Annotated in this window: 21 protein-coding genes; 11 read left to right on the top strand and 10 right to left on the bottom strand. The window is 67.4% G+C overall.

What is annotated here, in order from left to right; genetic code table 11:
- Positions 1-81: 81 nt before the first annotated feature.
- The 7 genes from VFL64_RS20420 to VFL64_RS20390 all read right to left on the bottom strand — a co-directional run bounded on the left by VFL64_RS20420 (position 82) and on the right by VFL64_RS20390 (position 11,445).
- Positions 82-1,050, bottom strand: a complete 969-nt coding sequence (locus VFL64_RS20420; RefSeq protein WP_489542219.1) for a GGDEF domain-containing protein — start codon at positions 1,048-1,050, stop codon at positions 82-84.
- A gap of 97 nt (positions 1,051-1,147) precedes the next feature.
- The gene (locus tag VFL64_RS20415) at positions 1,148-7,366 is read right to left on the bottom strand and encodes a hybrid sensor histidine kinase/response regulator (protein ID WP_489542218.1); all 6,219 of its coding nucleotides are present in this window, start codon (positions 7,364-7,366) and stop codon (positions 1,148-1,150) included.
- An 86-nt stretch (positions 7,367-7,452) separates the two neighbouring features.
- Positions 7,453-9,780 carry a methyl-accepting chemotaxis protein gene (locus tag VFL64_RS20410; RefSeq protein ID WP_489542217.1) on the bottom strand — a complete coding sequence of 776 codons (2,328 nt, stop codon included), beginning with the start codon at positions 9,778-9,780 and terminating at the stop codon, positions 7,453-7,455.
- Positions 9,781-9,841: 61 nt separating this feature from the next.
- Complete coding sequence (locus VFL64_RS20405) at positions 9,842-10,366, bottom strand: chemotaxis protein CheW (protein WP_489542216.1); 525 nt, start codon at positions 10,364-10,366, stop codon at positions 9,842-9,844.
- 74 nt (positions 10,367-10,440) lie between these two features.
- Positions 10,441-10,806 carry a response regulator transcription factor gene (locus VFL64_RS20400; RefSeq protein ID WP_489542215.1) on the bottom strand — a complete coding sequence of 122 codons (366 nt, stop codon included), beginning with the start codon at positions 10,804-10,806 and terminating at the stop codon, positions 10,441-10,443.
- Between the two features lie 49 nt (positions 10,807-10,855).
- A complete protein-coding gene (locus tag VFL64_RS20395; RefSeq protein WP_489542214.1) occupies positions 10,856-11,245 on the bottom strand; it encodes a response regulator in 390 nt (129 codons plus the stop codon).
- A 47-nt stretch (positions 11,246-11,292) separates the two neighbouring features.
- On the bottom strand, positions 11,293-11,445 hold the full coding sequence (locus VFL64_RS20390; protein WP_309725513.1) for a rubredoxin: 153 nt from the start codon (positions 11,443-11,445) through the stop codon (positions 11,293-11,295).
- A gap of 179 nt (positions 11,446-11,624) precedes the next feature.
- Here VFL64_RS20390 and thiD point away from each other — a divergent pair, with 179 nt between their 5' ends.
- Together thiD and hemL are read left to right on the top strand one after the other, a co-directional pair.
- Positions 11,625-12,551 carry a bifunctional hydroxymethylpyrimidine kinase/phosphomethylpyrimidine kinase gene (gene thiD / locus VFL64_RS20385; protein WP_489542213.1) on the top strand — a complete coding sequence of 309 codons (927 nt, stop codon included), beginning with the start codon at positions 11,625-11,627 and terminating at the stop codon, positions 12,549-12,551.
- Positions 12,541-13,833 carry a glutamate-1-semialdehyde 2,1-aminomutase gene (gene hemL, locus VFL64_RS20380; RefSeq protein WP_489542212.1) on the top strand — a complete coding sequence of 431 codons (1,293 nt, stop codon included), beginning with the start codon at positions 12,541-12,543 and terminating at the stop codon, positions 13,831-13,833. Before thiD ends, hemL begins: the two co-directional genes overlap by 11 nt.
- A 12-nt stretch (positions 13,834-13,845) precedes the next feature.
- On the opposite strand, the gene VFL64_RS20375 is transcribed toward hemL, so the two are convergent.
- Together VFL64_RS20375 and VFL64_RS20370 are read right to left on the bottom strand one after the other, a co-directional pair.
- A complete protein-coding gene (locus tag VFL64_RS20375; RefSeq protein WP_489542211.1) occupies positions 13,846-14,313 on the bottom strand; it encodes a DUF6152 family protein in 468 nt (155 codons plus the stop codon).
- 20 nt (positions 14,314-14,333) lie between these two features.
- Complete coding sequence (locus VFL64_RS20370) at positions 14,334-14,750, bottom strand: hypothetical protein (protein ID WP_489542210.1); 417 nt, start codon at positions 14,748-14,750, stop codon at positions 14,334-14,336.
- Positions 14,751-14,784: 34 nt separating this feature from the next.
- Here VFL64_RS20370 and mpl point away from each other — a divergent pair, with 34 nt between their 5' ends.
- Positions 14,785-16,146 carry a UDP-N-acetylmuramate:L-alanyl-gamma-D-glutamyl-meso-diaminopimelate ligase gene (mpl, locus tag VFL64_RS20365; protein WP_489542209.1) on the top strand — a complete coding sequence of 454 codons (1,362 nt, stop codon included), beginning with the start codon at positions 14,785-14,787 and terminating at the stop codon, positions 16,144-16,146.
- Here the strand turns inward: mpl and VFL64_RS20360 are convergent, their stop codons facing one another.
- Positions 16,147-18,897, bottom strand: a complete 2,751-nt coding sequence (locus VFL64_RS20360; protein ID WP_489542208.1) for a zinc-dependent metalloprotease — start codon at positions 18,895-18,897, stop codon at positions 16,147-16,149. It lies immediately after the preceding gene.
- A gap of 158 nt (positions 18,898-19,055) precedes the next feature.
- Between VFL64_RS20360 and VFL64_RS20355 the strand changes: the two genes are divergently transcribed.
- From VFL64_RS20355 to aroQ, 8 genes are all read left to right on the top strand, one after another.
- Positions 19,056-19,646 (top strand): YqiA/YcfP family alpha/beta fold hydrolase, encoded by a 591-nt coding sequence (locus tag VFL64_RS20355; protein WP_489542207.1) that lies wholly within the window; start codon positions 19,056-19,058, stop codon positions 19,644-19,646.
- 22 nt (positions 19,647-19,668) lie between these two features.
- Positions 19,669-21,720, top strand: a complete 2,052-nt coding sequence (locus VFL64_RS20350; RefSeq protein ID WP_489542206.1) for a ribonuclease catalytic domain-containing protein — start codon at positions 19,669-19,671, stop codon at positions 21,718-21,720.
- Between the two features lie 3 nt (positions 21,721-21,723).
- Complete coding sequence (locus tag VFL64_RS20345; RefSeq protein ID WP_489542205.1) at positions 21,724-22,587, top strand: energy transducer TonB; 864 nt, start codon at positions 21,724-21,726, stop codon at positions 22,585-22,587.
- A gap of 6 nt (positions 22,588-22,593) precedes the next feature.
- The gene (gene aroE, locus VFL64_RS20340; protein WP_489542204.1) at positions 22,594-23,430 is read left to right on the top strand and encodes a shikimate dehydrogenase; all 837 of its coding nucleotides are present in this window, start codon (positions 22,594-22,596) and stop codon (positions 23,428-23,430) included.
- On the top strand, positions 23,427-24,206 hold the full coding sequence (locus tag VFL64_RS20335) for a transglycosylase domain-containing protein (protein ID WP_489542203.1): 780 nt from the start codon (positions 23,427-23,429) through the stop codon (positions 24,204-24,206). The genes aroE and VFL64_RS20335 overlap by 4 nt, the downstream gene beginning before the upstream one ends.
- A 29-nt stretch (positions 24,207-24,235) precedes the next feature.
- Entirely contained in the window at positions 24,236-24,832 is a 597-nt protein-coding gene (locus tag VFL64_RS20330; RefSeq protein WP_489542202.1) for a hypothetical protein, read from the top strand.
- Positions 24,829-25,353, top strand: coding sequence for a TlpA family protein disulfide reductase (locus VFL64_RS20325; protein ID WP_489542201.1), 525 nt, complete (start codon positions 24,829-24,831; stop codon positions 25,351-25,353). The genes VFL64_RS20330 and VFL64_RS20325 overlap by 4 nt, the downstream gene beginning before the upstream one ends.
- 83 nt (positions 25,354-25,436) lie before the next feature.
- Positions 25,437-25,895 (top strand): type II 3-dehydroquinate dehydratase, encoded by a 459-nt coding sequence (gene aroQ, locus VFL64_RS20320; RefSeq protein WP_489542200.1) that lies wholly within the window; start codon positions 25,437-25,439, stop codon positions 25,893-25,895.
- Positions 25,896-25,945: the final 50 nt, after the last annotated feature.

Genomic DNA, 25,945 nt, shown 5'->3' with positions numbered 1-25,945 from the left:
CATCAAGCAACGCCCGTGGATCCGGCTCTGCCGGTCCACCAGGCGGCGCCCCTCGGGGGCAGGAGCGCAGCGCGCTGGGGGCTAAAAGAGCTCCACGTCGCCGATCTTGGATTCGTCTTCCAGGTCACCGCGCGCCACCAGCTCCGCATGGCTTTGCACCTGGTTGCGGCCGTGGCCCTTGGCGAAGTACACCGCCCGGTCGGCGCGCTCGAAGGCCGCGCTGGGCGCGTCGCCCGGCTTGACCTCGGTGAAGCCGATGCTGATGGTGATCTGCCCCACCTGCGGGAACGGGTAGCTGGCGGTGTTGCTGCGCATACGCTCCAGCGCCAGCGCCGCATCCTGCTCAGAGGCGCAGCGCATCAGCACCACGAACTCTTCGCCACCGAAGCGGTAGAGGCGGTCATGGAAGCGGAAGCTGCTGCGCATCAGGCGCGACAGCAGCAGCAGCACTTCGTCGCCGATCAGGTGGCCATAGGTGTCGTTGACCGACTTGAAGTGGTCAATGTCGATCACCCCCAGCCAGTGCCGGTGCACGCTGGGCTCCTGGCGGCGGCTGTCGTTGACCACCGCGACGGCCCCGCTGGGCTCGCTGGTGGCCTTGAGGAAGCTCTCGTCGAAGGTCTTGCGGTTGAGCAAGCCGGTGAGCGTGTCGCGCTCGCTGTAGTCGAGCAGCGCCTGGAAGTTGCGGTAGATGCGCAGGATGCTGCCCACCATGCGGCGCGACTCGTCCTTCAACGGCTCGGCGGTCTCGATCTCCATCACACCCACGACCTCGCGGTCGGTGCTGACGGGGAACAGGCTCAGGCTGTGGCGGCCCGGCACGGTGACGACCACGGCCTGGCCCTTCAGGGCCTGCATGCGCTCGGGGAAGAGGTCCAGCGGCGGCAGTGTCTCCACGTCGGCCCACACGGGGTCGGCGGTGGCCACCGCGTCGTGCTCGCCCAGGCGGGCGCGGGTGATCCAGCGTTCGTTGCCGGCCTCGCCCACACAGCGGAAGATCGTGACGGCGCGCGGGTGCAGCATGTCGCGCAGGGCCCCCACCAAGGTCACGTCGAGGATGTCTCGGTCCCGAAAACCTGTCAGTTCGGCGAGATGTTCGACTAATTCAGACATTGGAAGGGTACCGCCAGGCGAGACATGCGCTCGCCTAGACCGCCGTTGGCATGGCCGTGTAGCGGCCGATCAGTGCCAGCAAGTCTTCTTCGGAGTACGGCTTGCCAAGGTAGTGATCAACGCCCAGTTCGGCTGCGTAGTCGCGGTGCTTCTGCGCGATGCGCGAGGTGATCATGATCACCGGCAGGCCACGCAGGCGCGCATCGCCGCGGATGTTGCGCACCAGGTCGAAGCCGTCCATGCGCGGCATCTCGATGTCGCTCAGCACCACTTGCGGAAGGTCTTCAGCCAGGCGCTCCAGCGCTTCGATGCCGTCCTTGGCCAGCACGACACGGTAGCCCTCGCGCACCAGCAGGCGCTGGGTCACGCGGCGCACGGTGAGCGAATCGTCGACCACCAGCACCAGCGGCGCGAGTTGCACGGCCGGCTCTTCCTCGGCGACCGGCAGCAGCGGCTCGTGCGACGACGCGCCGAGCGAGGCAACCGTGGCGGCTCGGGCGCTTTCGCCATACAGCGTGGCCAAGGCCACCGGGTTGTAGATGAGTGCCACCGAGCCCGAAGCCAGCAGCGTCATGCCGGCGAGACCTGGCAGGCGCGACAGCTGCGGCCCGAGGTTCTTCACCACCACTTCCTGCGTGCCCAGCACTTCGTCGACGTGCAAGGCAATGCGCTGTTGCGCACTGCGCACCACGATCACCGGCCGGGTGCGGCCAACCATTTCCTGGCTGCGCGGCCCTTCCTGCAGGAGCGAGCCGAACCAGAAGAACAGCAGCGAGCGCTCGCCCAGCGGGTAGGAGCCGCTGGCGTAGGCCGCCTCCAGTTCCTTGGTGCTGGCACGGCGCACGATCTCGATCAGCGTGGCCGGCAAGGCCACGACGGTGGTGCCGCAGCGCACCATCACGACCTGCGTCACGGCGGTGGTCAGCGGCAGCACGAGCTTGAAGCTGGTGCCCTGGCCAGCGGCGGTGGCAGTCTCGATGCGGCCGCCCATGGCGTTCACTTCGGAGCGCACCACGTCCATGCCCACGCCACGGCCGGCGAGTTCGGTCACCGTGTCGGCGGTCGAGAAGCCGGGAGTGAAGATCAGGTTGGCCAGGTCGCCTGCGCCGTGCTGCTCATTGGCCTGGATCAGGCCCATGGCGAGGCCCTTCTCGCGGATGCGCTGCAGGTTGAGGCCGGCGCCGTCGTCGCGGAACTCCACGCCGACTTCGTTGCCTTCCTGGTGGACCGCCACCACGATGTTGCCAGCGGCGTCCTTCCCCGCTGCGGTGCGCGCCTCAGGCGTTTCGATGCCGTGCGTCACGCAGTTGCGCAGCAGGTGTTCGAAGGCCGGCGTCATCCGGTCGAGCACGCCTCGGTCGATTTCGATCGAGCCGCCGACGATGTCGAGACGCACCTGCTTGCCGGTTTCCTTGGCCGCCTGGCGAACCACGCGATACAGACGGTCGGAGGTGCTTTCGAACTCGACCATGCGGGTACGCAGCAAGTCGTCTTGCAGGTCGCGCGTGAGTCGGGCCTGGGCGGCGAGTTCGTCTTCCGTCGTTTCCAGCGTGCGCGTGAGCGTGCGCTGCACCGTGGCCACGTCGTTCACCGACTCGGCCATCATGCGGGTGAGTTCCTGGAAGCGCGTGAAGCGGTCGGACTCCAGCGGGTCGAAGGTCTCGTGGGCGGCCTTCGCGGCTTCCTGCCGCGAGATCATCTGCGTTTCGGCCTGGAACTCGATGTCGCGCAGCTGCAGGCGCAGACGCTCCAGGTTGTCAGTCAGGTCGCCCAGCGAACCGCGGATGTTGCCCACCTCGGCCTCGATCCGCGAGCGCGTGATGCTCACCTCACCGGCCTGGTTGACCAGACGCTCGAGCAGCGGGCCTCGCACGCGTACCGCGGCGTTGGATGCGCCGACGTTGCGGTCGGCCGCGGTCTGGACCTGAGCCTCGGCGCCGGAGGCGGCAAAGCGCGACCAATCGACGTCACGCGTCGATGATGATGCAGCGGCAGAGCCAGCAGGAGCGGGTGCCGCGGCCACGGGAGCCACGGGCGCTTCAACCGGTGCTTGCGGCGCCGGTTGTTGCGGCTGCACCAGCTGCGTGGTGGCAATGGGTGCCAGCACGGGCGCCACAGGCGCGGGCGCAGGAGCAGCCACCACCGGTTGGGGTTCGTCGAGCGCGGCGTGCACCGAGTCTTCTGCCTCGGCATAGGCCTGGGCGTCGCGCGAACGCAGCGCCTCGAAGGTGGCCGACAACGCATCAGAGCGTGCCTGCAGGGCTTCGACATCTGCCGCGCTTGCCACCGGCTGTGCCAGCAGGTGCTCGATCAGCGTCTCCAGGCGGTGGGCCATTTCACCCAGCCGCATCGCGCCGGCCAGACGGGCACCGCCCTTGAGCGTGTGCAGGGTGCGCATGCAGGCCGCGGCCGGGCCGTTGTCCGTCGGGCGGCGGGCCCATTCGCGCAGCTTGGAGTCGAGTTGCGGCAACAGTTCTTCGGCTTCTTCCTCGAAGATCGGGAAGAGTTCGGCGTCGACCGCATCGACGGCGTCGATGTCGTCTTCACCATCGAGCGCATCGGCACGCACCGGGGCGGCACGGGCCGGCTCGACGGGCAGAGGGGCCAGGGCCTTGAACTCGGCCTGGCCGAGCGCACCGGTGTGGGTGTCCAGGCCACCGAAAGAGCTGTCGACGTGGGCGACCAGCGCTTCGGAGTTGGCCACCGTCAGCGGTGCCGGGCGCGAGCTGCGAGCCAGCGGCTCGGGCGGCGGCGCCGCGACGACCTCGGGCTCGGGCAGCGGCTCAGGCTGCAGCTCCGGTTCGGGCTCAGGCAACGGAGCCAACGCCTCCTCGACCGGCGCATCGGCGGCATTGACCGCTTCGAGGCGGCGTGCCGAACTGATCTCGTGCTCGGCCAGGCGTTGCAGCAGTTCCGGTGCCACCGGCTTCAGGAAGCCGGCCGCGAACTGGTGCAGCAGGCGGCGGATCTCTTCGGCGGCATCGACGAACAGTCGTGCTTCGTCAGGCGTGCCATGGCCGATGGCGTGCGAGCGCATCAACGCATGCTCGACCAGGCGCGACAGGTGCGACAGGTCGGCAAAGCCCACCGTGGCGGAACTGCCGGCCAGCGAATGGGCCAGCGCAATGGGCACTTCGCCAATCGGGCGATGCAACTCCATGCCCCACTCGGCCACGTCGGTGGTCAGGCGGCGCGAGAGCTCGTCGGCCTCATTGAGGTAGATGTTGAACAGCGGGATGCTGATGCGCAGGTCGCCGACCACCTTGACCTGGTCGTCGTCGGAGGGCGTCGGCGTTGCCGGTGCAGGCTCTTCCACCTGCGGCGCCGGCGCGGCTTCAACCACCGTCGGGGCGTCGGCGGCGGCAAACAGCTTGTCGTCGAGGTCGAGTTCGATCATCTCCACCGACTCGGCGGTGGGGAGCAGATCTTCAGTGGCTTGATGGGGCTCGACGACCGTCGGCGCATCGAAAGCCTGCAGCACGTCGGCTGCCGGCAACTCAACGGGCGGGGTCGCGGCCTCGGGGGCCGCCAGGGGTTTTGGGTCGTCGAACGATCCCAGGTCGAGGTCAAAAGACAGCTCCGGCATGGCAGCCGGGGCACTGACAGGTGCCGGGGCAGGCACAGGTTCGGCAGCTGGTGGCAGCACCAGATCCTGCGCGCTCGGGATGTCGGCAGGGAACGAGAGCGACATCATCGGCAGGTCGGCCGCGGCCGAAGGCACGATGGACGGCACCGGCTCGCCACGCGACAGCGCGTCGGCCGCAGCCTTCACCGGCGCGGCACTGAAGGCGCCCGGCTGCTGGACGGCAATCGCTTCGACCCAGTCGCTGAAGTAGCTCAGTGCGTTGTCCGAGAAACCGAGCAGAGCCGGATCGGCCGCCTTCTGTTCGGCCAGCCAGCTGTTGTAGAGCTGCTCGCAGACCCAGCCGGCGTCGCCGAATTCCTTCAGCCCGACCATGCGCGAGCTGCCCTTCAGCGTGTGGAAGGCGCGGCGCACCGTGGTGAGCTGCTCCAGGTTGGCCGGCGAATTGGTCAACTGCGCCAGGGCACCTTGAGCGGTCTCGATCCCTTCGCGCGCTTCCTCGAGGAAGATCTCGCGCATCTCGGGGTCGTCGCCGAGGTCGGTGGCCATGCTCGTGGGCGTGGGCACCAGCGGCTGCGGAGCCGGTGGCGGGGCCTTGGGCACAACGGGCGCTTCATCCAGCGGGATCGGCTCGCTGGCGGTGTGGACGAAGTCCGCCAGGGCTTCAGAAAGCTGCTCGCGCGCGGCGGCAACCTGGGCCGGGCCGGCGGCGTGTTCGATGGCGTTCTGGGCCTGCGCCACGGCGGCTTGCAACTCGGGCTGCGCCGCGGCCTGCGCTTCGTGCGACAGGTGTTCCAGGTTGCGCGTGACCTCGTCGAGCGGCACGCGGTCGCTCACGGCGGCAAACGCCAGCGACTGGGCCTGTTCGATCAGGCGCGGTTCGACCGCCTGCACTGTGGGAACCACCAGGTTGGAGGCATTGCGCGCGGCGGCGCTGCGGCCCATCAGCGGGCTGAGCGTGCCGGCTTGCGCGTCGAACACGAACAGCGACTTGGCCATCTGCGGCTGCACGCTGAGCATGTCGATCAGGAAGCCCAGAGCGCCGAGGTTGCTGGCCAGGCGGTCGAAGGTGCCCGACTGCACAACCTGCTGCGGGTCGACGTCGGTAGCGAGCAGGCCATCGACGTCGTCGCGCATGCGCAGCACGGCATGTGCGGCCTGGTCCATGCCCAGCACCGACAGCACGCCGCGCATCGAACCCATCAGGCCCGGCACCGGAGCCAGGGCATCGCGCTGCGTCGGGTTGCGGAAGAACTGGTCGATGTGCTTTTCGGCCTCGGAAAGCGAGTGGCGAAGTTCCTGTACCACGCTGCCCATGGTCTGGCGGTCGGACACGCGGCGGTACAGCTCCTCCATCCACGCTTCGAGCGGGTCGGGGGTGTGGCCGGCGCGCACCGAGGCAATGCGCTGGGCCAGGCGACGTACGCGCTGGCCTTCGTCGGGGCTGTCGAAGTCGCCGTCTTCCAGCGAGGCTTCGAGGTACAGCACGCTGGTGGCCACTTCCATCGCCAGCGCCGGCTGCGGCGCGGCGCCGGCCTGCTGGGTCTGGTTGACGGCATGGCCCAGCTCGTCGGCGAGCAACTCGCCGTTGGGGTAGAGGCGCTTGAGCGAATCGCCGACCAGGGAGAACTGCTCGGACAGCCCGCTCAGGCGGTGCATTTCACCGCCGGCAATGGCCGACCAGACGTCCTTGGCGCTGGCCACGCGCTTGCGCGCCTGCGCGATCACGGCCGGGTCGAAGCGGCCCAGGCGGTTGACTTCATAGTCGGCCGGCACGTACTGCGCGAGGCCATAGGCTTGGCGCACCGCGGCCAGGCGCGGGGCCTTGCGGCCATCGCCGGGCGATGCGCTCTGGGCGCAGAAGAAGAGCAGGTCTTGCGCAAGACGCTCGGAGACATCCGACTCGCCGCGCTCGAACACACGGAACTGGGCCAGCAGGCGCGAGGCAACACGCTTGCTGAACAGGTCCGCCTTGAGGAAGCCCTGGCCCTGACTTTCGAAGAAGGCAGCCGCCAACTTCCACAGGGTCGATGCCGGCATGCTGGACGCACCGGCGCCCAGGCCAGCACAGATGTCGCTCATGGCCAGCGCCGCCTTGGCGTTCTGGCCGCGCATCAACAGCAGCAGTTGTTTCTCGAGGGCAGCGCGCGCTGTTTCGTCGGCCGCCTGCGGGGTCACGCCCTTTTCATGGGCGAGATCGAGCCAGCGCCAGTCGACGGTCCACAGGTCGGCCGGGTGGACACGCTCGGCACCCGCCAGCGTCTGCACGGCCTGGTAGCGCGGGAACAGGGCAAGCGGCGACACCGGCTTGCCCGACAGCATGCGCTGCAGGTAGTCGAGCAAGGCGAAAGAGGCCAGCTCGATGGTTTCGACATCGGCAGCGGTCAGCTTGTCGGGCTTGGCGACAAAGCGCTGCACGGCGGCTTCGCTCGCACGCAGCACCACGGCCACAGACGGCAGCCCGACCAGTTCGAGCGCACCGACGCCTTGATGGATCTGCTGCCGCGCACTGCGCAGCACGGCCGGGTCGACGGCGTCGACATCGGATCCGCTGACCGATTCGCTCTCTTTGACGAAACGGCGCAGGGCCTTGTGGGCGTTGTCGAGCGAGCGGCGCAGCTCTTCATGCACCCACGCCAACGCACTGAGGTCGTCGCTCATCTCGCTCATGGTGTCACTCGTCGTCGCGTGGCTGTCCATCCGATACCTTGTGTCGAGTCAGGGGCTGCGGCCCATCAGGCCGCAGGCGCTGTGTATCAACCGATCTTGAACCGGGCGACCGACTGCTTCAGTTCTTCAGCAGTACGGGACAGTTCGCGCACCATCTGGGCCGTGGAACGCGTACCTTCACCAGTTTGCTCCGTCACCGCAAAAATGTGCTGGATGTTGGCTGCCACCACGTTGGCCGATTCGGCTTCGCGGGATGCCTGGTTGGAAATCTGCGAAATCAGGTCGGCAAGCTGGCGTGACACGCGGTCGATGTCGCCGAGCGCGTTACCTGCCGCGTCAGACAGTCGGGTACCTTCCACCACACCCTGCGTGGAGCGCTCCATGGCGCCCACCGCGTCCTGGGTGTCGGTCTGAATGGTCTTCACCAGGGCCGCAATCTGGCGCGTTGCATCGCCGGAGCGTTCTGCAAGCCGCTGCACTTCTTCCGCAACCACCGAGAAGCCCCGGCCGGCTTCACCGGCCGATGCGGCTTGAATGGCAGCGTTCAGTGCCAGCACGTTCGTCTGTTCCGTAATGTCCGAAATCAGTTCGGTGATTTCACCAATCTCCTGCGACGACTCGCCGAGTCGCTTGATCCGCTTGGATGTCTCCTGGATCTGGTCGCGGATCGAGTTCATACCGCCGATCGTGTTCTGCACAGCCGTCAGACCCGACTCGGCAGCTTGCAGCGATTGACGCGCCACCTGGGCGGTTTGCTGGGCTTGTGCCGACACTTCGTTGATTCGGCCTGCCATCTGAAGCACCGACTCGCCGGTTTCGCGAATCTCGCGCAGCTGTTCGTCGGAGGCTGCCAGCAGTTCGGTCGACGTGGCTTCCACCTGCTGCGTCGTTTCGGTCACCCGGCCTACCGTGCCTTGCACCTGCGACACCAGGGTACGCAGTTCTTCCACCGTGTAGTTCACCGAGTCGGCGATGGCGCCCGTGATGTCCTCGGTCACGGTTGCTTGCTGTGTCAAGTCACCCTCAGCAACCGTCTGCAGTTCGTTCATCAATCGCAAAATGGCGGCCTGGTTGGCGTCGTTGACGCGCTTGGCTTCCTGTTCCTGGCGTTCTGCTTCGAGCTGCTGGGCCTTTGCCAGCGAGGCGCGTTGGGCCTGGTCGTTCACGTACAACTTCAGCAGACCGGCACCGCCGGCGGCCAGCAAGATTGCGAACAGCAGCAGGGCCACCAGGGCCACGCGGCTGAAGCCGGTTTCCGAACCGAGGCGGTCCTGCACTGTTTCCAGGCCCTTACGCAGCGGTTCGCTGTCGGCAATGATCGATGCCTGGGCTTCACGCGCAGACACCAGACCTTGCAGGTTGCCCAGAATCGAACCGGCTTCCGTGCGGGTCTCTTCGTACTGCTTCAGCAGGGCTTGCAGACGCTCCTTGGTCTGGGCGTCCTTGGTGCCCGGCAGGCGCAGCTCCTGGTTGCCGTTGAGCAGACCGTCGGCGATTTCGCGGAAGGAGTTCAAGTCCTTGCCGAGCAAGAACACGGCTTCGGGCGACACGCCTTCCATGGTCAGGAACTCGTTGGCCGACTTGCCGATACGCTGCGTCAACATCACCAACTGGCCCACGGCCGACAGTTCGGCCGGCGAGGCCTCCTGCTGCAGCTTGAGCGACGACACCGTCTCGGCGATTTCCAGCAGGTCGGACGACTGGCGGTTGATGGTGCGAAGTGCCTTGCCCACCTGCGTCAGGATCTTTTCCTGGCCCATCACGGTGTTGGCGTTCTTCTCGGCGCGGTCCACCAGCGGAACCATCGGTGCCAGAGATTCCTGCACCGACGATGGCGCAACGTTGATGTTGTCGTCACCCTTGGCCAGGCCGCGCACGCTCTTGGCGAGCACTTCGGTACTTTCCTTCACCTCCGGGAACGCCTGCGGGCTGCCGATCAGCGCCTGCGACACCGACTTTGCAAGACGCTGCGACTGCATCAACGCCTGACCGGAAGCCGCCACCTGGGCAGAGCCCTTGGCCGCGGAGTTCAAGGAGTAGATCGTCATGCCGATCAGGCCCAGCAGGCCGAGACCCACCAGGCTCAGCAAGATACGCTGCTGGGTGGCGACGGGCTGGTTGCCGATCAGCGGCAAGCCAGTGGCGCCGGGAGCGTCTTCGCTGCCGGGTGGCAGGCGCGTTTCGGAGAAGTCGGCGATCTCGGAGGGAGCGGCCTCGGTGATGATGGACGAATCCATGTGCACCGTGCGTGCCGTCGCGGCGTCTGCGGGGGCCGCATTCGCTGCGGCGCCATCGAGAACCGGACGGTCGAGGGCGATGACGTCGTCGAGCGGGATCACCGAGTTGTCGGCGTCCAGCTCGTTGGAGCGGTCGCGGCCCTTGCCCATGCCTTTGATTTTGTCCAGGAAGCTCATATGTTCCTCGTTCCGTCTTAGCTCAATGTGACTGTCAGAAAGCCTTGGCGCCCAACGCGCGTCAGCCCGCGATCTTCAGAAATGCAGACTCGTTGGCGAGCGCAGCGAGGTTCAGCTCGCGCCACAGCCGGTTGTTCTCGTCCCGGTAGTGCACGCCCACGAAGGACGGCCTCGGCTGGCCATCGTCGGCCTGGGCGGTCAGTTGTTCCAGGCTGCGCAGACCAGCCAACCGGTCGACCATCACGGCACAGTTGATGTTCAGGTCGTTGTTGAAGGCCACGAACCACGACTGGTCGCGGCCCTGCTCCTGCTGCTGCGTGCGGACACCGAGAAAGCCGGCCAGGTCGACCACGCCGTGCAGGCGGCCGCGCAGGTTGGCCACACCCATGAACCAGCGGCTGGTGTAGGGCACCGGCATGGCCGGCGCGAAGGGGAAGATTTCACCGGCTTCCTGCAGAGGAAACAGGAACCCGTGGCCTCCACACTCCACGGCCAGCCAGGACTTGCCGCGTTCTTGCGTACGCGCCACCTTGAGCTTTTCAGCCAGGCGGCTCTGCAGTTCGCGCAATGCTTCCTTATTGGCCATTCACACCTGCCTGCAGAACGTGGAGGGTTGGGTGGAGGGTTTGCATTCGCCGTGCGGGGTTGGGTGGATGCGGATCAGTCGAACGCTTTGATCTTGGCGATCAGCTCGTCGGCGTCGACCGGCTTGACGATGTAATCGCGTGCGCCCTGGCGCATGCCCCACACCTTGTCGGTTTCCTGGTTCTTGCTGGTGCACATGATCACCGGCACGTCGACGAAGCGCGGGTCGCGCGTGATGGCGCGGGTGAGCTGGAAGCCGTTCTGGCCGGGCATCACGACGTCCATCAGGATCAGGTCGGGCTTTTCCTCGCCCAGGCGGCGCATGGCATCTTCACCGTCTTCGGCCGTGCGCACCGTATAGCCACGCTTGGTCAGCAGTTCAGACATGAAGTGGAGTTCGGTCTTCGAATCGTCCACCAGCAGAATTTTCTTGATTGCCATCGCTCGTTACTCCATCTCGGCCGGCCCTCAACGGTGGCCGGCCACATACTCAATCTGATCGCCGATGCTGCTCAACGACTTGCAGCAGCTGGTCCTTGGTGAAGGGCTTGGTCAGGTAGGCCTCGGAACCCACCATGCGGCCTCGTGCCTTGTCGAACAGGCCGTCCTTGGACGACAGCATGATCACCGGCACGGCGGAAAACTTGGGGTTGCGCTTGATGATGGCGCAGGTCTGGTAGCCATCGAGGCGCGGCATCAGGATGTCGCAGAAGATCAGATCGGGCGCGTGGTCGTTCACCTTGGACAAGGCGTCAAAACCATCCTCGGCCAGCAGCACCTGATAGCCGCCTTGCTTCAGAAAGATCTCTGCGCTGCGGCGGATCGTGTTGCTGTCGTCGATGACCAGCACCTTGATGCCTGCAGGGGCTTCGTTGCTCACCAGGTTGTCTCCTCAACGACTGCGGTAGGCACAGGCCGATCCGAAGATCAGATCTGCACCATTTCAAAATCTTCCTTGCGCGCGCCACACTCTGGACACGTCCAGTTCATGGGCACAGCTTCCCAAGGGGTTCCGGGCGCGATGTCGTGGTCAGGATCGCCGGCGGCTTCGTCATAGATCCAACCGCAAATCAGGCACATCCATGTACGCACCGCACTAGCGTCTTTGCTCACGTTTATTCTTTATCGCGTCACTACAATGAGAAAAGATTGTAGCCACGCAAAATCCCGAAAAGGCGTTAGTTTGTGGGCACATACGCCACTTTCCTCACATTTTTCTAGAAGTGCTGGCAAACCGGCATCTTCAGATGGACGCCCCCATGACCACCGACGTCAACCCCACAGAAACCGCCCCTGAGGCCGCCCAGGACAGCCCGGCGCCTGCCTGCGTGATGACCTTCAATGCCAGCGACCCGAGCGGGGCTGGCGGACTGGCCGGTGACGTGGTCACCATCGCCGCCATGGGCGCCCATGCCTTGCCGGTGGTCACGGCCGTGGTCCTGCGCGACACCGCCGAGGTGTTCGACCACAGCGCCATCGACGCCGACGTGGTGGTCGAGCAAGCACGCAGCATCCTCGAAGACGTGACCATCGCCGCCTGGAAGGTGGGCTTCCTGGGTTCGGCCGAGGGTGTGAGCGCCGTGGCCGAAGTGCTGTCCGACTACCCCGACGTGCCTCTGGTGGCCTACATGCCCAACCTGTCATGGGTCGAAGAGGACGACCAGCAGGCCTACCTCGATTCCTTCCGCGAGCTGGTGCTGCCTCAGACCGAGGTGCTGGTCGGCAGTCACCAGACGCTGACCAACTTCCTGCTGCCCGACTGGAGCAGCGAACGCCCGGCCTCGCCGCGCGAACTGGCCGTGGCGGCCTCGCAACATGGCACCCGTTTCGTGCTGGTGACGAGCGTGCCGCTGCCCGACCAGTTCCTCGACAACGTGCTGGCCTCGCCCCAGGGCGCCATCACCGGCGAGAAGTTCGAGCGCTTCGAGGTGAGCTTCGTCGGCGCCGGTGACACCTTGTCGGCCGCGCTGGCTGCCTTGCTGGCCGCCGGGAGCGAACTGCACTCCGCCGTGGGCGAGTCGCTTGCCTTCCTCGACCAGGCGCTGGACGCGGGCTTCCGCCCCGGCATGGGCAACGTGATCCCCGACCGCTTCTTCTGGGCCCTGCCCCCGGGCGAAGAAGGCGAGGGCGGCCCCGAGGCCGATGGCGACGAACAAGCTCCCAAGGATCCGCGCCATGTCCACTAACGCCGCCCTCTTCGAGCGCGCCCAGCGTGTCATCCCCGGCGGCGTCAACTCGCCGGTGCGCGCCTTCAAGGCGGTCGGCGGCACGCCGCGCTTCATCGCTCGCGCCGAAGGCCCCTACATCTTCGACGCCGAGGGCAAGCGCTACATCGACTACATCGGCTCCTGGGGGCCGATGATCCTCGGCCACGGCCACCCAGCCGTGCTTGAGGCGGTGCAGAAGGCCGCGCTCGAAGGCTTCTCCTTCGGCGCCCCCACCGAACGCGAGATCGAGCTGGCCGAGGAGATCCTGAAGCTCGTGCCCAGCATGGAACAGGTGCGCCTGGTCAGCTCGGGCACCGAGGCCGCCATGAGCGCGATCCGCCTGGCGCGCGGCGCCACCGGGCGCAACAAGCTCATCAAGTTCGAAGGCTGCTACCACGGCCACGCCGACGCCCTGCTGGTGAAGGCCGGCTCGGGCCTGGCCACCTTCGGCCACCCCACCAGCGCCGGCGTGCCGGCCGAGGTGGTGCAGCACACGCTGGTGCTCGAATACAACCACATCGGCCAGCTCGAAGAAGCCTTCAAGCTGCACGGCGCCGACCTCGCCTGCGTGGTGATCGAGCCCATCGCCGGCAACATGAACTTCGTGCGCGCCAGCCTGCCCTTCATGAAGCGCTTGCGCGAGCTGTGCAGCCAGCACGGCGCGCTGCTGGTGTTCGACGAGGTGATGACGGGCTTCCGCGTCGCCCTGGGCAGCGCGCAGAGCGTCTACGCCCGCGCCCTGCCCGGCTTCGAGCCCGACATGAGTGTGTTCGGCAAGGTGATCGGCGGCGGCATGCCGCTGGCGGCCTTCGGCGGCAAGCGTGCCGTGATGGAGAAGCTGGCCCCGCTGGGTCCGGTCTACCAGGCCGGCACCTTGTCGGGCAACCCGGTGGCCACGGCCTGCGGCCTGGCCACGCTCAAGCAGATCCAGAAGCCGGGCTATTTCGAGGCCCTGGCAGCGAGCACGCGCCAGCTGGTCGATGGCCTCTCCGCGGCGGCCAAGGAGGCCGGCGTACCCTTCATCGCCGATTGCGAAGGCGGCATGTTCGGCTTCTTCTTCACCGACGCATTGCCGCAGAACTACGCCACCGTGATGGCCACCGACAAGGAGCGCTTCAACCGCTTCTTCCACGGCATGCTGGAGGCAGGCATCTACCTGGCGCCGGCACTCTACGAAGCGGGCTTCGTCAGTTCGGCGCACAGCAGCGCCGACATCGCGGCCACGCACGCCGCTGCGCGACAGGTCCTGCGCACGCTCTGACGCGTCGGCCGGTCAGGCAGGCGACGAGCGCAAGCCGTAGGCCTTACCGCCGACGAACAGGTATTCCACGCGCAGCACCGGCTCGCCCTTCTCTTCGGCGAAGGCGTAGCCCACCACCGACAAGAGCGTGCCGGGCTTGATTTCGGCCACCTTCCACGCTTCCATGCGGCTGAGTGGTGCCAGCTCCAGCTCCCACACCTTGTCGCTGCGCCTGGGCAGCTGAGCCTTGGCAAGGATGGCCGGGCCGTCGAGCCGCGCGCTTTGTGCCGGCACGGCACGCCGGGCCAGGTCGCCCGGCAGGGCCAGCGGTGTCGCCACCTCCAGCATGACCTCGGCATGCGGGTTCTGCCAGACCACTTTGGTGGCGCGGCCTTCGAGGTACAGCGGGCGCTCGGCATCGAAGCTGCTCCAGCCATGGTGAGCCCGTGCAGGCAGCACGAAGCCGGAGGCACCAGCTACCAGAAACACGCGTCGTTGCATGAGACCTCCTTCACGTGGTGTCAGGCGTAGGCGATGAATCGCCCGCAGGCTACGACAAGCACCCAAAGCCCCAGCGACAGCGCGGTCTGCAGCCGCGCCGTGCGGTCGACCTTGTCGAGCCCGCCACGCAGATGAAAGAGCAGCGCGTTCACGCCGGCAACCAGCAGCAGGCTCATCTTGGCGAGCAAGGCACGATTGCCTTGCAGCTCGTCCCACTGGCCGGCCAACATCAGGCTGCCGGTGGCGGCAGCCAGCGCAAAGCCGCAGACCGTCACGCGCAGCGCGAGCCGCGCCAGCGGGCGCACCGGCAGTTCCAGCCCCAGGCCCCACACCCGCAACTCGAACAGCGCCAGGCTGCCCAGCAGCAGCGCAATGCCCAGGATGTGCAGCACTTCAAGCAGGGGATAAGCCCATGGATGCGTAGTGATCCAAGCCATGGATCGATTGTGATGGGCTCCTAGAATCGAGCCCATGCACATTCACATTCTCGGCATCTGCGGCACCTTCATGGGTGGCCTGGCCGCCCTGGCGCGCGAAGCGGGCCACAAGGTCACCGGATGCGACGCCGGCGTCTACCCACCAATGAGCGACCAACTGCGCGCGCTCGACATCGAACTCATCGAAGGCTGGAACGCCGACCAGCTCGCCCTGAAGCCCGACCTCTTCGTCGTCGGCAACGTGGTCTCACGCGGCAACCCGCTGATCGAAGCCATCCTCGATGCCGGCCTGCCTTACACCAGCGGCCCGCAATGGCTGTCCGACAAGGTGCTGCAAGGCCGCCACGTGCTGGCCGTGGCCGGCACGCACGGCAAGACAACCACCACCTCGATGCTCGCGTGGATGCTCGATCAGGCTGGCCTGGAGCCCGGCTTTCTGGTCGGCGGGGTGCCGCAAAACTTTGGTGTGTCCGCACGCCTCGGCAAGGGCAAGGCTTTCGTGATCGAGGCCGACGAGTACGACACCGCCTTCTTCGACAAGCGCAGCAAGTTCGTCCACTACCGCCCGCGCACGGCCATCCTCAACAACCTCGAGTACGACCACGCCGACATCTTCCCGGACCTGGCGGCCATCGAGACGCAGTTCCACCACCTGGTGCGCACCGTGCCCGCGGCCGGCCGGCTGGTGGTCAATGCACGCGAGGAGTCGCTGCAGCGCGTGCTGGAGCGAGGCTGCTGGAGCGAGGTCGTGCGCTTCGGCACCCGCAAGGAAACACCCGGTGCCCTGCGTGCCCGCGGTGAGCCGCATGCCTTCGATGTGCTGCGCGGCAGCCTGAAGATTGCGCGCGTCGACTGGCAGCTGCTGGGCGAACACAACCAGCTCAACGCGCTGGCAGCCATCGCGGCGGCCGAGCACGTGGGCGTGTCGCCGGAAGTCGCCGGCCAGGCGCTGGCCAGCTTCGAGAACGTGCGCCGCCGCCTGGAGCTGCGCGGCGAGGTGAACGGCGTGAAGGTCTACGACGACTTCGCCCACCATCCCACGGCCATCCACACCACGGTGAACGGCCTGCGCCGCAAGGTCGGCCTGGACCGCATCCTGGCGGTGTTCGAGCCGCGCTCCAACACCATGAAGCTGGGCGCGATGAAGGCGCAGCTCCCTTGGGCGCTGGAAGAGGCCGACCTGTCGTTCTGCCATCAAGGCAACCTCGGCTGGGATGCCCGCGAGGCGCTGTCCCCCATGGGCGACAAGGCCGTCGTCGCCGACAGCATCGAGGCCTTGGTCGCCGCCGTGCGCAAGGTCGCCCGCCCCGGTGACCATGTGCTGTGCATGAGCAATGGCGGCTTCGGCGGTATCCACGAGAAGCTGCTGACGACCCTCGCGAACCTCAACAGCTAGCTAGCTCCGCTGCATGGAAGCACGCAGCGCTTCGGTCAGCTGCGACAGGCTGTCCTGCAGGTGGGCTCGGCTTTCGACCGACAGGCTGCCGTTGGCCGCCGCGTGCCTCAGCTGCGCCTGCAGGTCGACGGCATTCATCCGCATCAGGCTGAGGGCATCGGGCGGCAAGCTGCCCGCGCCCCGCGTCAGCAGGTTCTGCATGCGCCGCAGGTGCTCGCGCTGCAGGTTGCGGCGCAGGCGGTCGATCTCCTTGCCGGACTTGAGCTCGCTCCACACGGCGTTCTGCAGGGTGCTGTAGACCTCGGCCAGCGAGATGATGTTGCGCCGCTTGGCGTCGCTCACGTAGGACGGCAGGTCGATCAGGCGCGAGGCCGTGCCGGGGCTGAGCAGGCGGTCCATCGCAGTCGTCTGCAATGACAGCACCGTGGCCGGGATGCTCACCGGTCCGCCGCGATCCCACTCGTTGTAGTCGGGCGAGAGGCTGGCGATGAACTCCGGCTTGAAACGGAAGCTGTCGGCATTGAACACCCCCGTGGCCAGGACCTGCAGCGCCTCGCGCTGCTTGGCCGGCTCCACCGGCACGTAGGCCGCGCGCTGGGTGGTGCCGGGCAGGTCGCGCACGGTGTACATGCCGCCCACGTACTTGCCCACGAGTTCCGTCGCGCGGCCGAGCTGGCGGAAGCCGCTCAGCAGCACGCGGCGCTGCCGCGTGGCTTCGTCGCCGGGCTGCGGCCCACGCTCCTGCACGCGCTGCCACAGCTCGCGCGAGAGCTGCAGCCGCTTCACGTAGTAGGCCAGCGGGTCGTCGCCCAGGTCGAAACGGTTCACCAGCGGGTCGATGCCGTCGTTGCCCACCCCACCGGCCTCAGCGTCGTCGGCATAGGCGAGCAGCGGGTCGGTGCTGCGCGAGGCAATGCGGGCGAGCTCGGTGGTCTCGTTGGCGGCGTCGATCGGCTTGTAGGCGTATTCGATGGCCCAGTAGTCGTAGGAGCCGAGGGTGGCGTTGACCATGCGGCCCTGCTTCTCGCCGCGCAACGCCAGGTTGAAGCCCACGTAGTCCATCACCGAACCGGAGAGGCCGTACTTGTCGGTGAGCGCCTTGTCCTGCAGCGCGGTGCGGCTCACCACCGTGGAACCCTTGAAGTTGTGCTTCAGGCCCAGGGTGTGGCCGACCTCGTGCATGACCGTGTCCTTGATGACCGACTGCACGAAGGCCTCGGCCTCGGGGCTGTCCGGTGCAAGGTCGCCGCGCGCTTCGAGCAGGTCGAGCGCGAAGTCCATCTCGGCGGCCGCCTCCTCGGCGTAGTTGCAGTACGCGGCCTCGCCCGGGTGGTTCCGCAGCGAGAGGCGTGCGGGTGCGCTGCGGCCCACGTCTTCGGAGATGAAGCGCCGCGAGGTGCGGCCGAACACGTCGCTCATGCCGATGTCGGCGTCGATGATCTCGCCGGTGCGCGGGTCGGAGTGGTTGGGCCCGATGGCGAAGCCGACGTCAGAACCGACGAACCAGCGGATGGAGGCGTGGCGGCCGTCCATGTTGTCCCAGTCGGCGTCGTCGGCCTGCTGGCGCACGACGATGGCGTTCTTGAAGCCGATCTTCTCGAAGGCCTTGTTCCACTCCAGCACGCCGGCCTCGACCGACTTGCGGTACTGCGGCGGGATGTTCTTGTCGAGCCAGTAGACGATGGGCTGCTTGGGTTCGGACAGCTCGGCCGCCGGGTCGGCCTTCTCCAGCCGCCAGCGGTTGATGTAGTGCAAGCGCGGGTTGGCCTTGAGGTCGGTGCCGAGGTCGGTCACGACGTCGAAGAAGTGGCCCAGCCTCGGGTCGGTCTTGCGCGCCGCCATTGGTGCTTCGGGCAGCTTGGTGAAGCTGTAGACGAAGCCGACGAACATGCTGCGCGGATCGGGTGTGGTCGACGGCGGTGGTGGCACGGGCACCGGGCTCGGCACCAGCGGCGGTGCCGGGATGCGCGGGGTGGCGAAATGCATGCGCGCGTTGACGGTGGTGATCTCGTCGCTCACGCGCGTCTTCTCGAAGAACGAGTTGCCGCGGTCGAGCGCAAAGGGCAGACGGAAGGCCTGCTCGATGCGCGTGGAGTAGCCCGGGATGTCGGTCAGCAGGAAGCCGGCGTCGATCAGCACCGACTTGCGCTGCGGGTGGGGCTGGCTGGCGATGGCCGCGGAGCCGAGCAGGCTGTGCGAGAAGCCCTGCTCCACCGCCGCCTTCATGGCCGCGGTGCCGCTCACGTAGCTGGTGTTGAGCGCGATCAGCTGCATCTGGTTGGTGCCGATCTTGCGGAAGCTGGCCAGCCACGACGGCCCCATCTGGCTCGCATACAGGCCGCGTTCGCCGACCGAGCTGGCGATGTTCACCGACAGCAGGAAGGGCTGGTTCAGGCGCTCGGCGGGGATCTCCAGCCAGATCTTGTCGTCCTTGCGCCAGACGGGCACGAAGCCGGCCTGCTGGGTGGCGTCTTTCACGACCTCGTCGAAGGGCTTGGGCTGGCCGGGCTCAGGGGGGCGCGCCGCAGCCGCGCCCGAAGCAGCCGATGCCGCGGGCGCTGCCGCGGCGGCACGGCCCACCGGCGCGGGCACGGCCGCGCTGTTGGCGGCGGCCACGGGCGTGGGCTTGGGGCTGGGGCTGGGGCTGGCGCTGGCGCTGGAAGCGTCTGGCCCCGGAAAGGCACAGGCCTGGAGCAGCAGCACGGAGGCAATGGCCCAACCCAGCGGGCGAGATGCGTTCGGTTCGTTCAAGGGAGAGTCCTCGGGGCCTGGCAGGTGAGATGAATTCAGTTTAGGTTCGATCGGCAGCCGCTCCAGCCTGGGGGCAATCCGGAGCCACCGGCGGACTGGGGCAAACTTCACGCCCCCGCTTCGAGCCGGCGCACGCCGGCCAGTTCCACGCCCGCACCATGCCGCCCACCCACCTGCTCTACCTGCACGGCTTTCGCTCGTCGCCCCAGTCGGCCAAGGCACGGCGCATGGCCGCCTGGATGACCGAGCACGCCCCCAAGGTGACCTGGTGGTGCCCGCAGCTGCCGCCTTCGCCGCGCGAAGCCATCGAGATGCTGATCGATGGCGTGCGCCACTGGCCGCGCGACCGGATGGCCATCGTGGGCAGCTCGCTGGGCGGCTTCTACGCCACCGTGCTGGCCGAACGCCTGGGCTGCCGCGCCGGCCTCATCAACCCGGCCGTCGACCCGGCGCGTGACCTGGCGCGCCACATCGGCGAGACGACCGCCTGGCACAGCGAGGAGCGCTTCTTCTTTCTGCCGGCCTACGTGGACCAGCTGCGCGAGATGACGCCGGCCGAGCTGGCCCGGCCGGAGCGCTACTTCGCCATCGTCGCCACCGGCGACGAGGTGCTCGACTGGCGCGAGATGAGCGCGCGCTACCGCGGCTGCCACCTGCGCATCGTCGAGGGCAGCGACCATGCCCTGTCGGATTTCGACACGCATTTGCCGCATCTGTTGCACTTCCTGGGGTTGGCGCCCTCCCCCTGATCCGCACCTGATAATCGCGGCCATGTACGCATTGTTTGATGACGCCGGCAAGTTCCTCGCCGGCCGCGTGATGACCGAGGGCGAAGGCTCGATGCAGATCGAGCTCGATTCCGGCAAGCGCGTGAAGGTGAAGACGGCCAACGTGCTGCTCAAGTTCGACAAGCCCAGCCCGGCCGAGTTGTTGTCCGACGGCCAGCGCCTGGCGCAGGAGATCGACCTCGACCTCGCCTGGGAATTCGCGCCCGACAACGAGTTCGGCTTCGCCGACCTGGCGCGCGACTACTTCAACGACAAGGCCAGCGTCGCGCAGCAGGCGGCGGCGCTGTTCCGCCTGTTCGAGGCACCGCACTACTTCCGCCGCATGGGCAAGGGACAGTTCAAGAAGGCCCCCGAAGAGATCGTGAAGGCCGCCCTGCTGGGCATCGAGCGCAAGAAGCAGATCGCCGCGCAGATCGAGACCTGGGCACAGGAGCTGAAGGCTGGGCAGTGCCCGGCGCCGGTACGCGAGCAGCTCTACAAGATCCTCTTCAAGCCCGACAAGAACGCGGCCGAGTACAAGGCGGTGGTCGAGGCGGCCAAGCAGTCGCAGCGCGCGCCGCTCGACCTGCTGAAGGCAGCCGGCGCCATCGACTCGCCCTACCAGTTCCACTGGCGGCGTTTCCTGTTCGAGAACTTCCCCAAGGGCACGGCCTTCCCGGCGCTGCAGGCACCCGCCGTCAAGGAAGCCCTGCCGCTCGCGCCGGTGCAGGCCTTCTCGATCGACGACTCGGCCACCACCGAGATCGACGACGCGCTCTCGGTGCAGGGCCTGGGCAGCGGCACCGTGGTCTTCGGCATCCACATCGCCGCACCCGGTCTCGCCATCACGCCCGATGGCGCCATCGACAAGGTGGCGCGCGACCGGCTGTCCACCGTCTACATGCCGGGCTACAAGCTGACCATGCTGCCCGACGACGTGGTGCAGGCCTACACCCTGCTGGAAGGGCGCGACTGCCCGGCGGTGTCGCTGTACGTGAGCCTTGACGAGGCCACGCTGGCGGTCAAGAGCAGCGAGACCCGGCTGGAGCGCGTGCCCATTGCGGCCAACCTGCGGCACGACCAGCTCGATGCAGTGATCACCGAGGCCTCGCTGACCGGCGAGGCGCCTGCGAGCTACGCCTTTGCAACTGAGCTGGCCTTCGCCTTCCGCCTGGCCCGGCACCTCAAGGCAGCCCGCGAAGTGGTGCGAGGCAAGCCCGAATCGTTCAACCGACCCGACTACAACTTCCGCCTCGAAGGCAACGACGGCGCCGAGCCCAAGGGCCATGAGCGCGTGCTGATCAGCACCCGCACCCGCGGCGCCCCGCTCGACCTGATCGTGGCCGAGGCCATGATCCTCGCCAACAGCACCTGGGGCGGCTGGATCGCCGACAACGGCGTGCCCGGCATCTACCGCAGCCAGGCCAGCATGGCACCAGGTGTGAAGGTGCGCATGGGCACCAAGCCCGCGCCGCACGCCGGCATGGGCGTGGCGCAGTACACCTGGGCCACTTCGCCGCTGCGCCGCTACGTCGACCTGGTAAACCAGTGGCAGATCATTGCCTGCGCCCGCCACGGTCGCACCGCGGCGCTGGCCGCGCCGTTCAAGCCCAAGGACGCGGCGCTGTTCTCCATCATCTCCGGCTTCGATGCCGCCTACACCGCGTACAACGGCTTCCAGTCCGGCATCGAGCGCTACTGGACGCTGCAGTACCTGACGCAGAACGGCATCACCGAGCTCGACGCCGCCGTCATGAAAGATGGCCTGGTGCGTGCCGACACGCTGCCGCTGGTGTTCCGCGCCGTGGGCACCGAGTCGCTGCCGCGCGGCGCGCGCGTGCGGGTGCGGGTGACGGGCACCGACTTGCTGACGCTGGACCTGCACGCCAGCTTGCTGGCCCGCCTCGACGACCCGACCACCTCGGCCGACGACGCCGTGGTCGAGGACTCCGAGATCGAAGAAGCCAGCGCCGGCCCACTCACCTTGGCGATCGACGTGGCAGACGACGCCCCAGCAGCCCCGAGCGAGGAGCCCGCGGTAGCATCTGCGCCCTAGCCCATGCTGAAGAAACTCTCCGCCCTGCAGATTGCGCTGACCACATCCGTCGCCGTGCACGCGGTGCTGCTGTTCGCATGGCAGGCGGTAGACCCGGAAAGCTTCAACCGCACCTTCGAAGACACGCCGCTGGAGGTGATCCTCGTCAACTCCCGCGGCAACGAAGCACCCACCAAGGCACAGGCCATCGCCCAGCGCAACCTGGCCGGCGGCGGTGATGTCGACCGCGGGCGCGCCACCTCACCGCTGCCGAGCGCGGCGCTCACCGAGATCGGCGATTCGGCCGACGACGCACGCAAGCAGATCGAGCAACTGCAGGAAACCCAGCTGCAGCTGCTGGCCCAGGTGCGGCGCGAGCTGGCCACCTTGCCGCAGCCCGACCCCAAGCGCGACCGCGGCAACCCGCAAGACCGCGCCCAGGAAGAGCGCCGCAAGCAGCTGCTGCAGCTGCTGGCCGAGATCGAGAAGCGCATCAACGAAGAGAACGCACGGCCCAAGAAGCGCTACATCAGCCCGTCCACGCGCGAAGAGGTCTACGCCATCTATTACGACCAGCTTCGCCGCAAGATCGAAGACCGCGGCACGCGCAACTTCCCCGAGTACCAGGGCAAGAAGCTGTACGGCGAACTGGTGATGATCATCACCGTGGACTCGGCCGGCCGCATCGTCGAAACCGAGATCGTGCAGGCCTCGCAGTCCAAGCTGCTCGACAAGCGCGCCGTCTCCATCGTGCGAGCGGCCGCGCCCTTCGGCAACTTCTCCACCGCCATGAAGAAGCAGGCCGACCAGCTGGTGATCCCCACGCGCTTCCGCTTCTCGCGTGAAGACGGCTTCGAGACCTCGGTCACCGCGCCGGTCAAGAACTAGAACTCCATGGACCGTTACGTCGTGGCCGGCAACCCGGTCGAGCACAGCCAATCGCCTTTCATCCACGCGCAGTTCGCCGAAGCGACGGGCCAGTCACTCGACTACGGCCGGCTGCTGTGCCCGCTGGATGGTTTTGCGCAACAGGTGAAGGCCTTCGCCGCCGCCGGCGGGCGCGGCTGCAACGTCACCGTGCCGTTCAAGCTGGAAGCCTTTGCCCTGGCTGCCAGGCGAGGCGAACGTGCCACGCTGGCCGAGGCGGCCAACGTGCTGAGCTTCGAGGACGATGGCTGGGTGGCCCACAACACCGACGGCATCGGCCTGGTGCGCGACATCGAACGCAATGCCGGCGTGCCGCTGCGCGGCCGTCGCGTGCTGCTGATCGGAGCCGGCGGCGCCTCGGCCGGAGCGTTGGGGCCACTCATTGAATCCGCCCCCGCCGAGCTGGTGGTGGCCAACCGCAGCATCGACAAGGCACTGGCCCTGGTGCAGCGCCACGCCGCCCTGGCCTCGCGGCACGGCACCACCCTCGCCGCACGCTCGCTGGCAGACTGCGGCGCGGCTTTCGACGTGGTCATCAACGGCACCGCGACCAGCTTGCAAGGCGCAGACATCCCGGTGGCCGCCACGGCGCTGAAGCCGGGTGGCCTCGCACTCGACATGATGTACGGCCCGGCCGCCGCCGGCTTCATGGCCTGGGCCACGCGACACGGCGCGCATGCCCGCGACGGCCTGGGCATGCTCGTCGAGCAGGCGGCCGAGGCCTTCTTCATCTGGCGTGGTGTTCGCCCCGAGACCGCACCCGTGCTGGCTGCCTTGCGCAGCCGTTTGGCCACCAAGCCATGAAGGCCCTCTGGCATCACGGCATCCGGGTGCTGGGGCTGATCGTGCTCTCGGCGCTCGCGCTGCAGCTCTACTTCGCGGCCCGGGTGGGCCTGATGGCGGTGGTCGACCCGCAGTCCACCACCTTCCAGCGCTCGGAGATGCGCCGCATCGTGGCCGAGCAGCACCAGCTGCTGTGGAGCCAGCAGTGGGTCGACCAGGACCGCATCTCCGACCACCTCAAGCGCGCCGTCATCGCCTCCGAAGACGCCAGCTTCGTCGAGCACAGCGGCGTGGAATGGGATGCGCTCGAGAAGGCCTGGGAGAAGAACCTGCGCGCCGAGGCCCAGGCCGAGAAGATCAATGAGCGACAGGCTCGCCAGGCGGCGCGCAGTCAGAAGCCGGTGCCGCCCAAACCAGCCGCCACGCCCAAGATCGTGGGCGGCTCCACCATCACCCAGCAGCTGGCCAAGAACCTTTTCCTCGCCGGCGAGCGCAACCTCGCGCGCAAGGGCCAGGAGTTCGTCATCACCTTCATGCTGGAGGCACTGCTGAGCAAGCGGCGCATCCTGGAGATCTACCTCAACAACGTGGAGTGGGGCGAAGGCCTGTTCGGTGCCGAAGCCGCCGCGCGCCACTACTTCCATGTGAGCGCCAGCCAGCTCGGGAGCTTTGCCGCGGCGCGGTTGGCAGTGATGCTGCCTGCCCCCAAGCGCTTCGAGAAGCGGCCCGCCTCGGCCTACGTGATGGGCCGCGCCTCGACCGTTTCAGCCCGCATGGGCGCCGTGGAATTGCCCTGAGCGGCCGTCGCCCCTTCAGAATCCAGCCCATGAATCCCCACCTGAGCGCCGAACTGGCGAGCACTGCCGCGCGCCTGATCGTCGAAGAAGGCATGGAGTACGGCCCCGCCAAGCGGCGTGCCGCCAAGCTGCTGGGCAAGCAGGGCGTGCGCTCGGTCGACCTGCCCGGCAACGACGAGATCGAAGACGAGGTGCGCAGCTACCTGCAACTCTTCTGCGCCGACACCCAGCCGGGCGAACTGCGCGCGCTGCGCGAGGTGGCGGCGCTCTGGATGGAACGGCTGCAGGCCTTTCGCCCGCACCTCACCGGCGCCGTCTGGCGCGGCACGGCCACCCGGCTGAGCAGCGTGCACCTGCAGCTCTTCTGCGACGACTCCAAGGAGGCCGAGATCGCCCTGATCGACAAGCGAGTCGACTACGACGTGGGCACGGTCAACGGCCCGCGCGGTGAACCCATCGACGTGCTCAGCCTGAGCAGCATGAGCGCCGAACTCGGCGAGCCGGTGACCGTGCATCTGAGCATCCTCGACCACGACGACCTCCGCGGCGCGCTCAAGCCCGATGCACGCGGCCAGTCCGAACGCGGTGACCTGGCCGCGCTGCGGCGCCTGATGGAGGCTGCATGAACCGCCGCTTGGCACTCACTGCCGGCATTGCCGTGACGGCCGCCGCCGCCGGCGCAGGCTTCGCCTGGTGGCGTGGCGCCCGCGGCACGGCCCTCACCGAAGCCGAACAAGCTTTGTGGACACAACGCTTCGAGCAGCCCGGCGGCGGTGAGATCGTGATGGCGCCGTGGCAGGGGAAGCCGCTGGTGCTCAACTTTTGGGCAACCTGGTGCGCGCCTTGCGTCAAGGAGATGCCGATGCTGGACGCGTTCCACCGCCAACACCAGGCCAACGGCTGGCAGGTGGTGGGCCTGGCAATCGACGGCCCGACGCCCGTACGCGAGTTTTTGACCAAGGTGCCTGTCGGTTTCCCCATCGGCCTGGCCGGCTTCATAGGTGTAGATTTGGCGCGCTCGCTCGGCAACGAACGGGGTGGCCTGCCGTTCAGCGTGATCTTCGATCGCCGCGGCGCGGTCGCTTTCCGCAAACTGGGCATCCTCGAGCCCGCCGAATTGACCCATTGGGTCGCCCAATTGGGCTGAACGCATTTATTTGGCTTTTTGCGCTGAACGGTACTCAAAACGCGTAAAGTTCAGCCTTTGTTTTTGAAGCCACCCCCCGGTTCATGCAAGTTCTCGTCCTTCACGGCCCCAACCTCAATCTGCTCGGCACGCGCGAGCCGCAGGTCTATGGGTCGACGACTTTGGATCAGATCAATGCTGAACTGCAGCAGATCGGAGCCGATGGCGGCGCCACCGTGGTGACCTTCCAAAGCAACCATGAGGGCGCGCTGATTGACCGTGTCCATGCCGCCCGGCTCGATGGAACGGCCTTCATCGTCATCAACCCGGGCGGGCTCACCCACACCAGTGTGGCCTTGCGCGATGCGCTGGCCGGTGTAGCCATCCCGTTCATCGAAGTGCATTTGTCGAACGTCCACCGCCGTGAGCCGTTCCGTCATCACTCCTATTTTTCAGATCTCGCCGAAGGCGTGATCGTCGGGCTGGGCGCCGATGGCTACCGCCTTGCCCTGGGTCAGGCGCTGAAGCGCGGCCCGCAGAGCCGGCCCCAGAAGCCGGCTTGAGCTCGCTCGACCGGCCGCTTTCGCGCAGCCGGCTTGCACATTACAACGAC

The sequence above is a fragment of the Rhizobacter sp. genome, assembly GCF_035702065.1.
Classification (GTDB): Bacteria; Pseudomonadota; Gammaproteobacteria; order Burkholderiales; family Burkholderiaceae_C; genus Rhizobacter.
The sequence above is the reverse complement of the archived record's forward strand: the minus strand, read 5'-3'. Positions and strand labels throughout refer to the sequence as shown.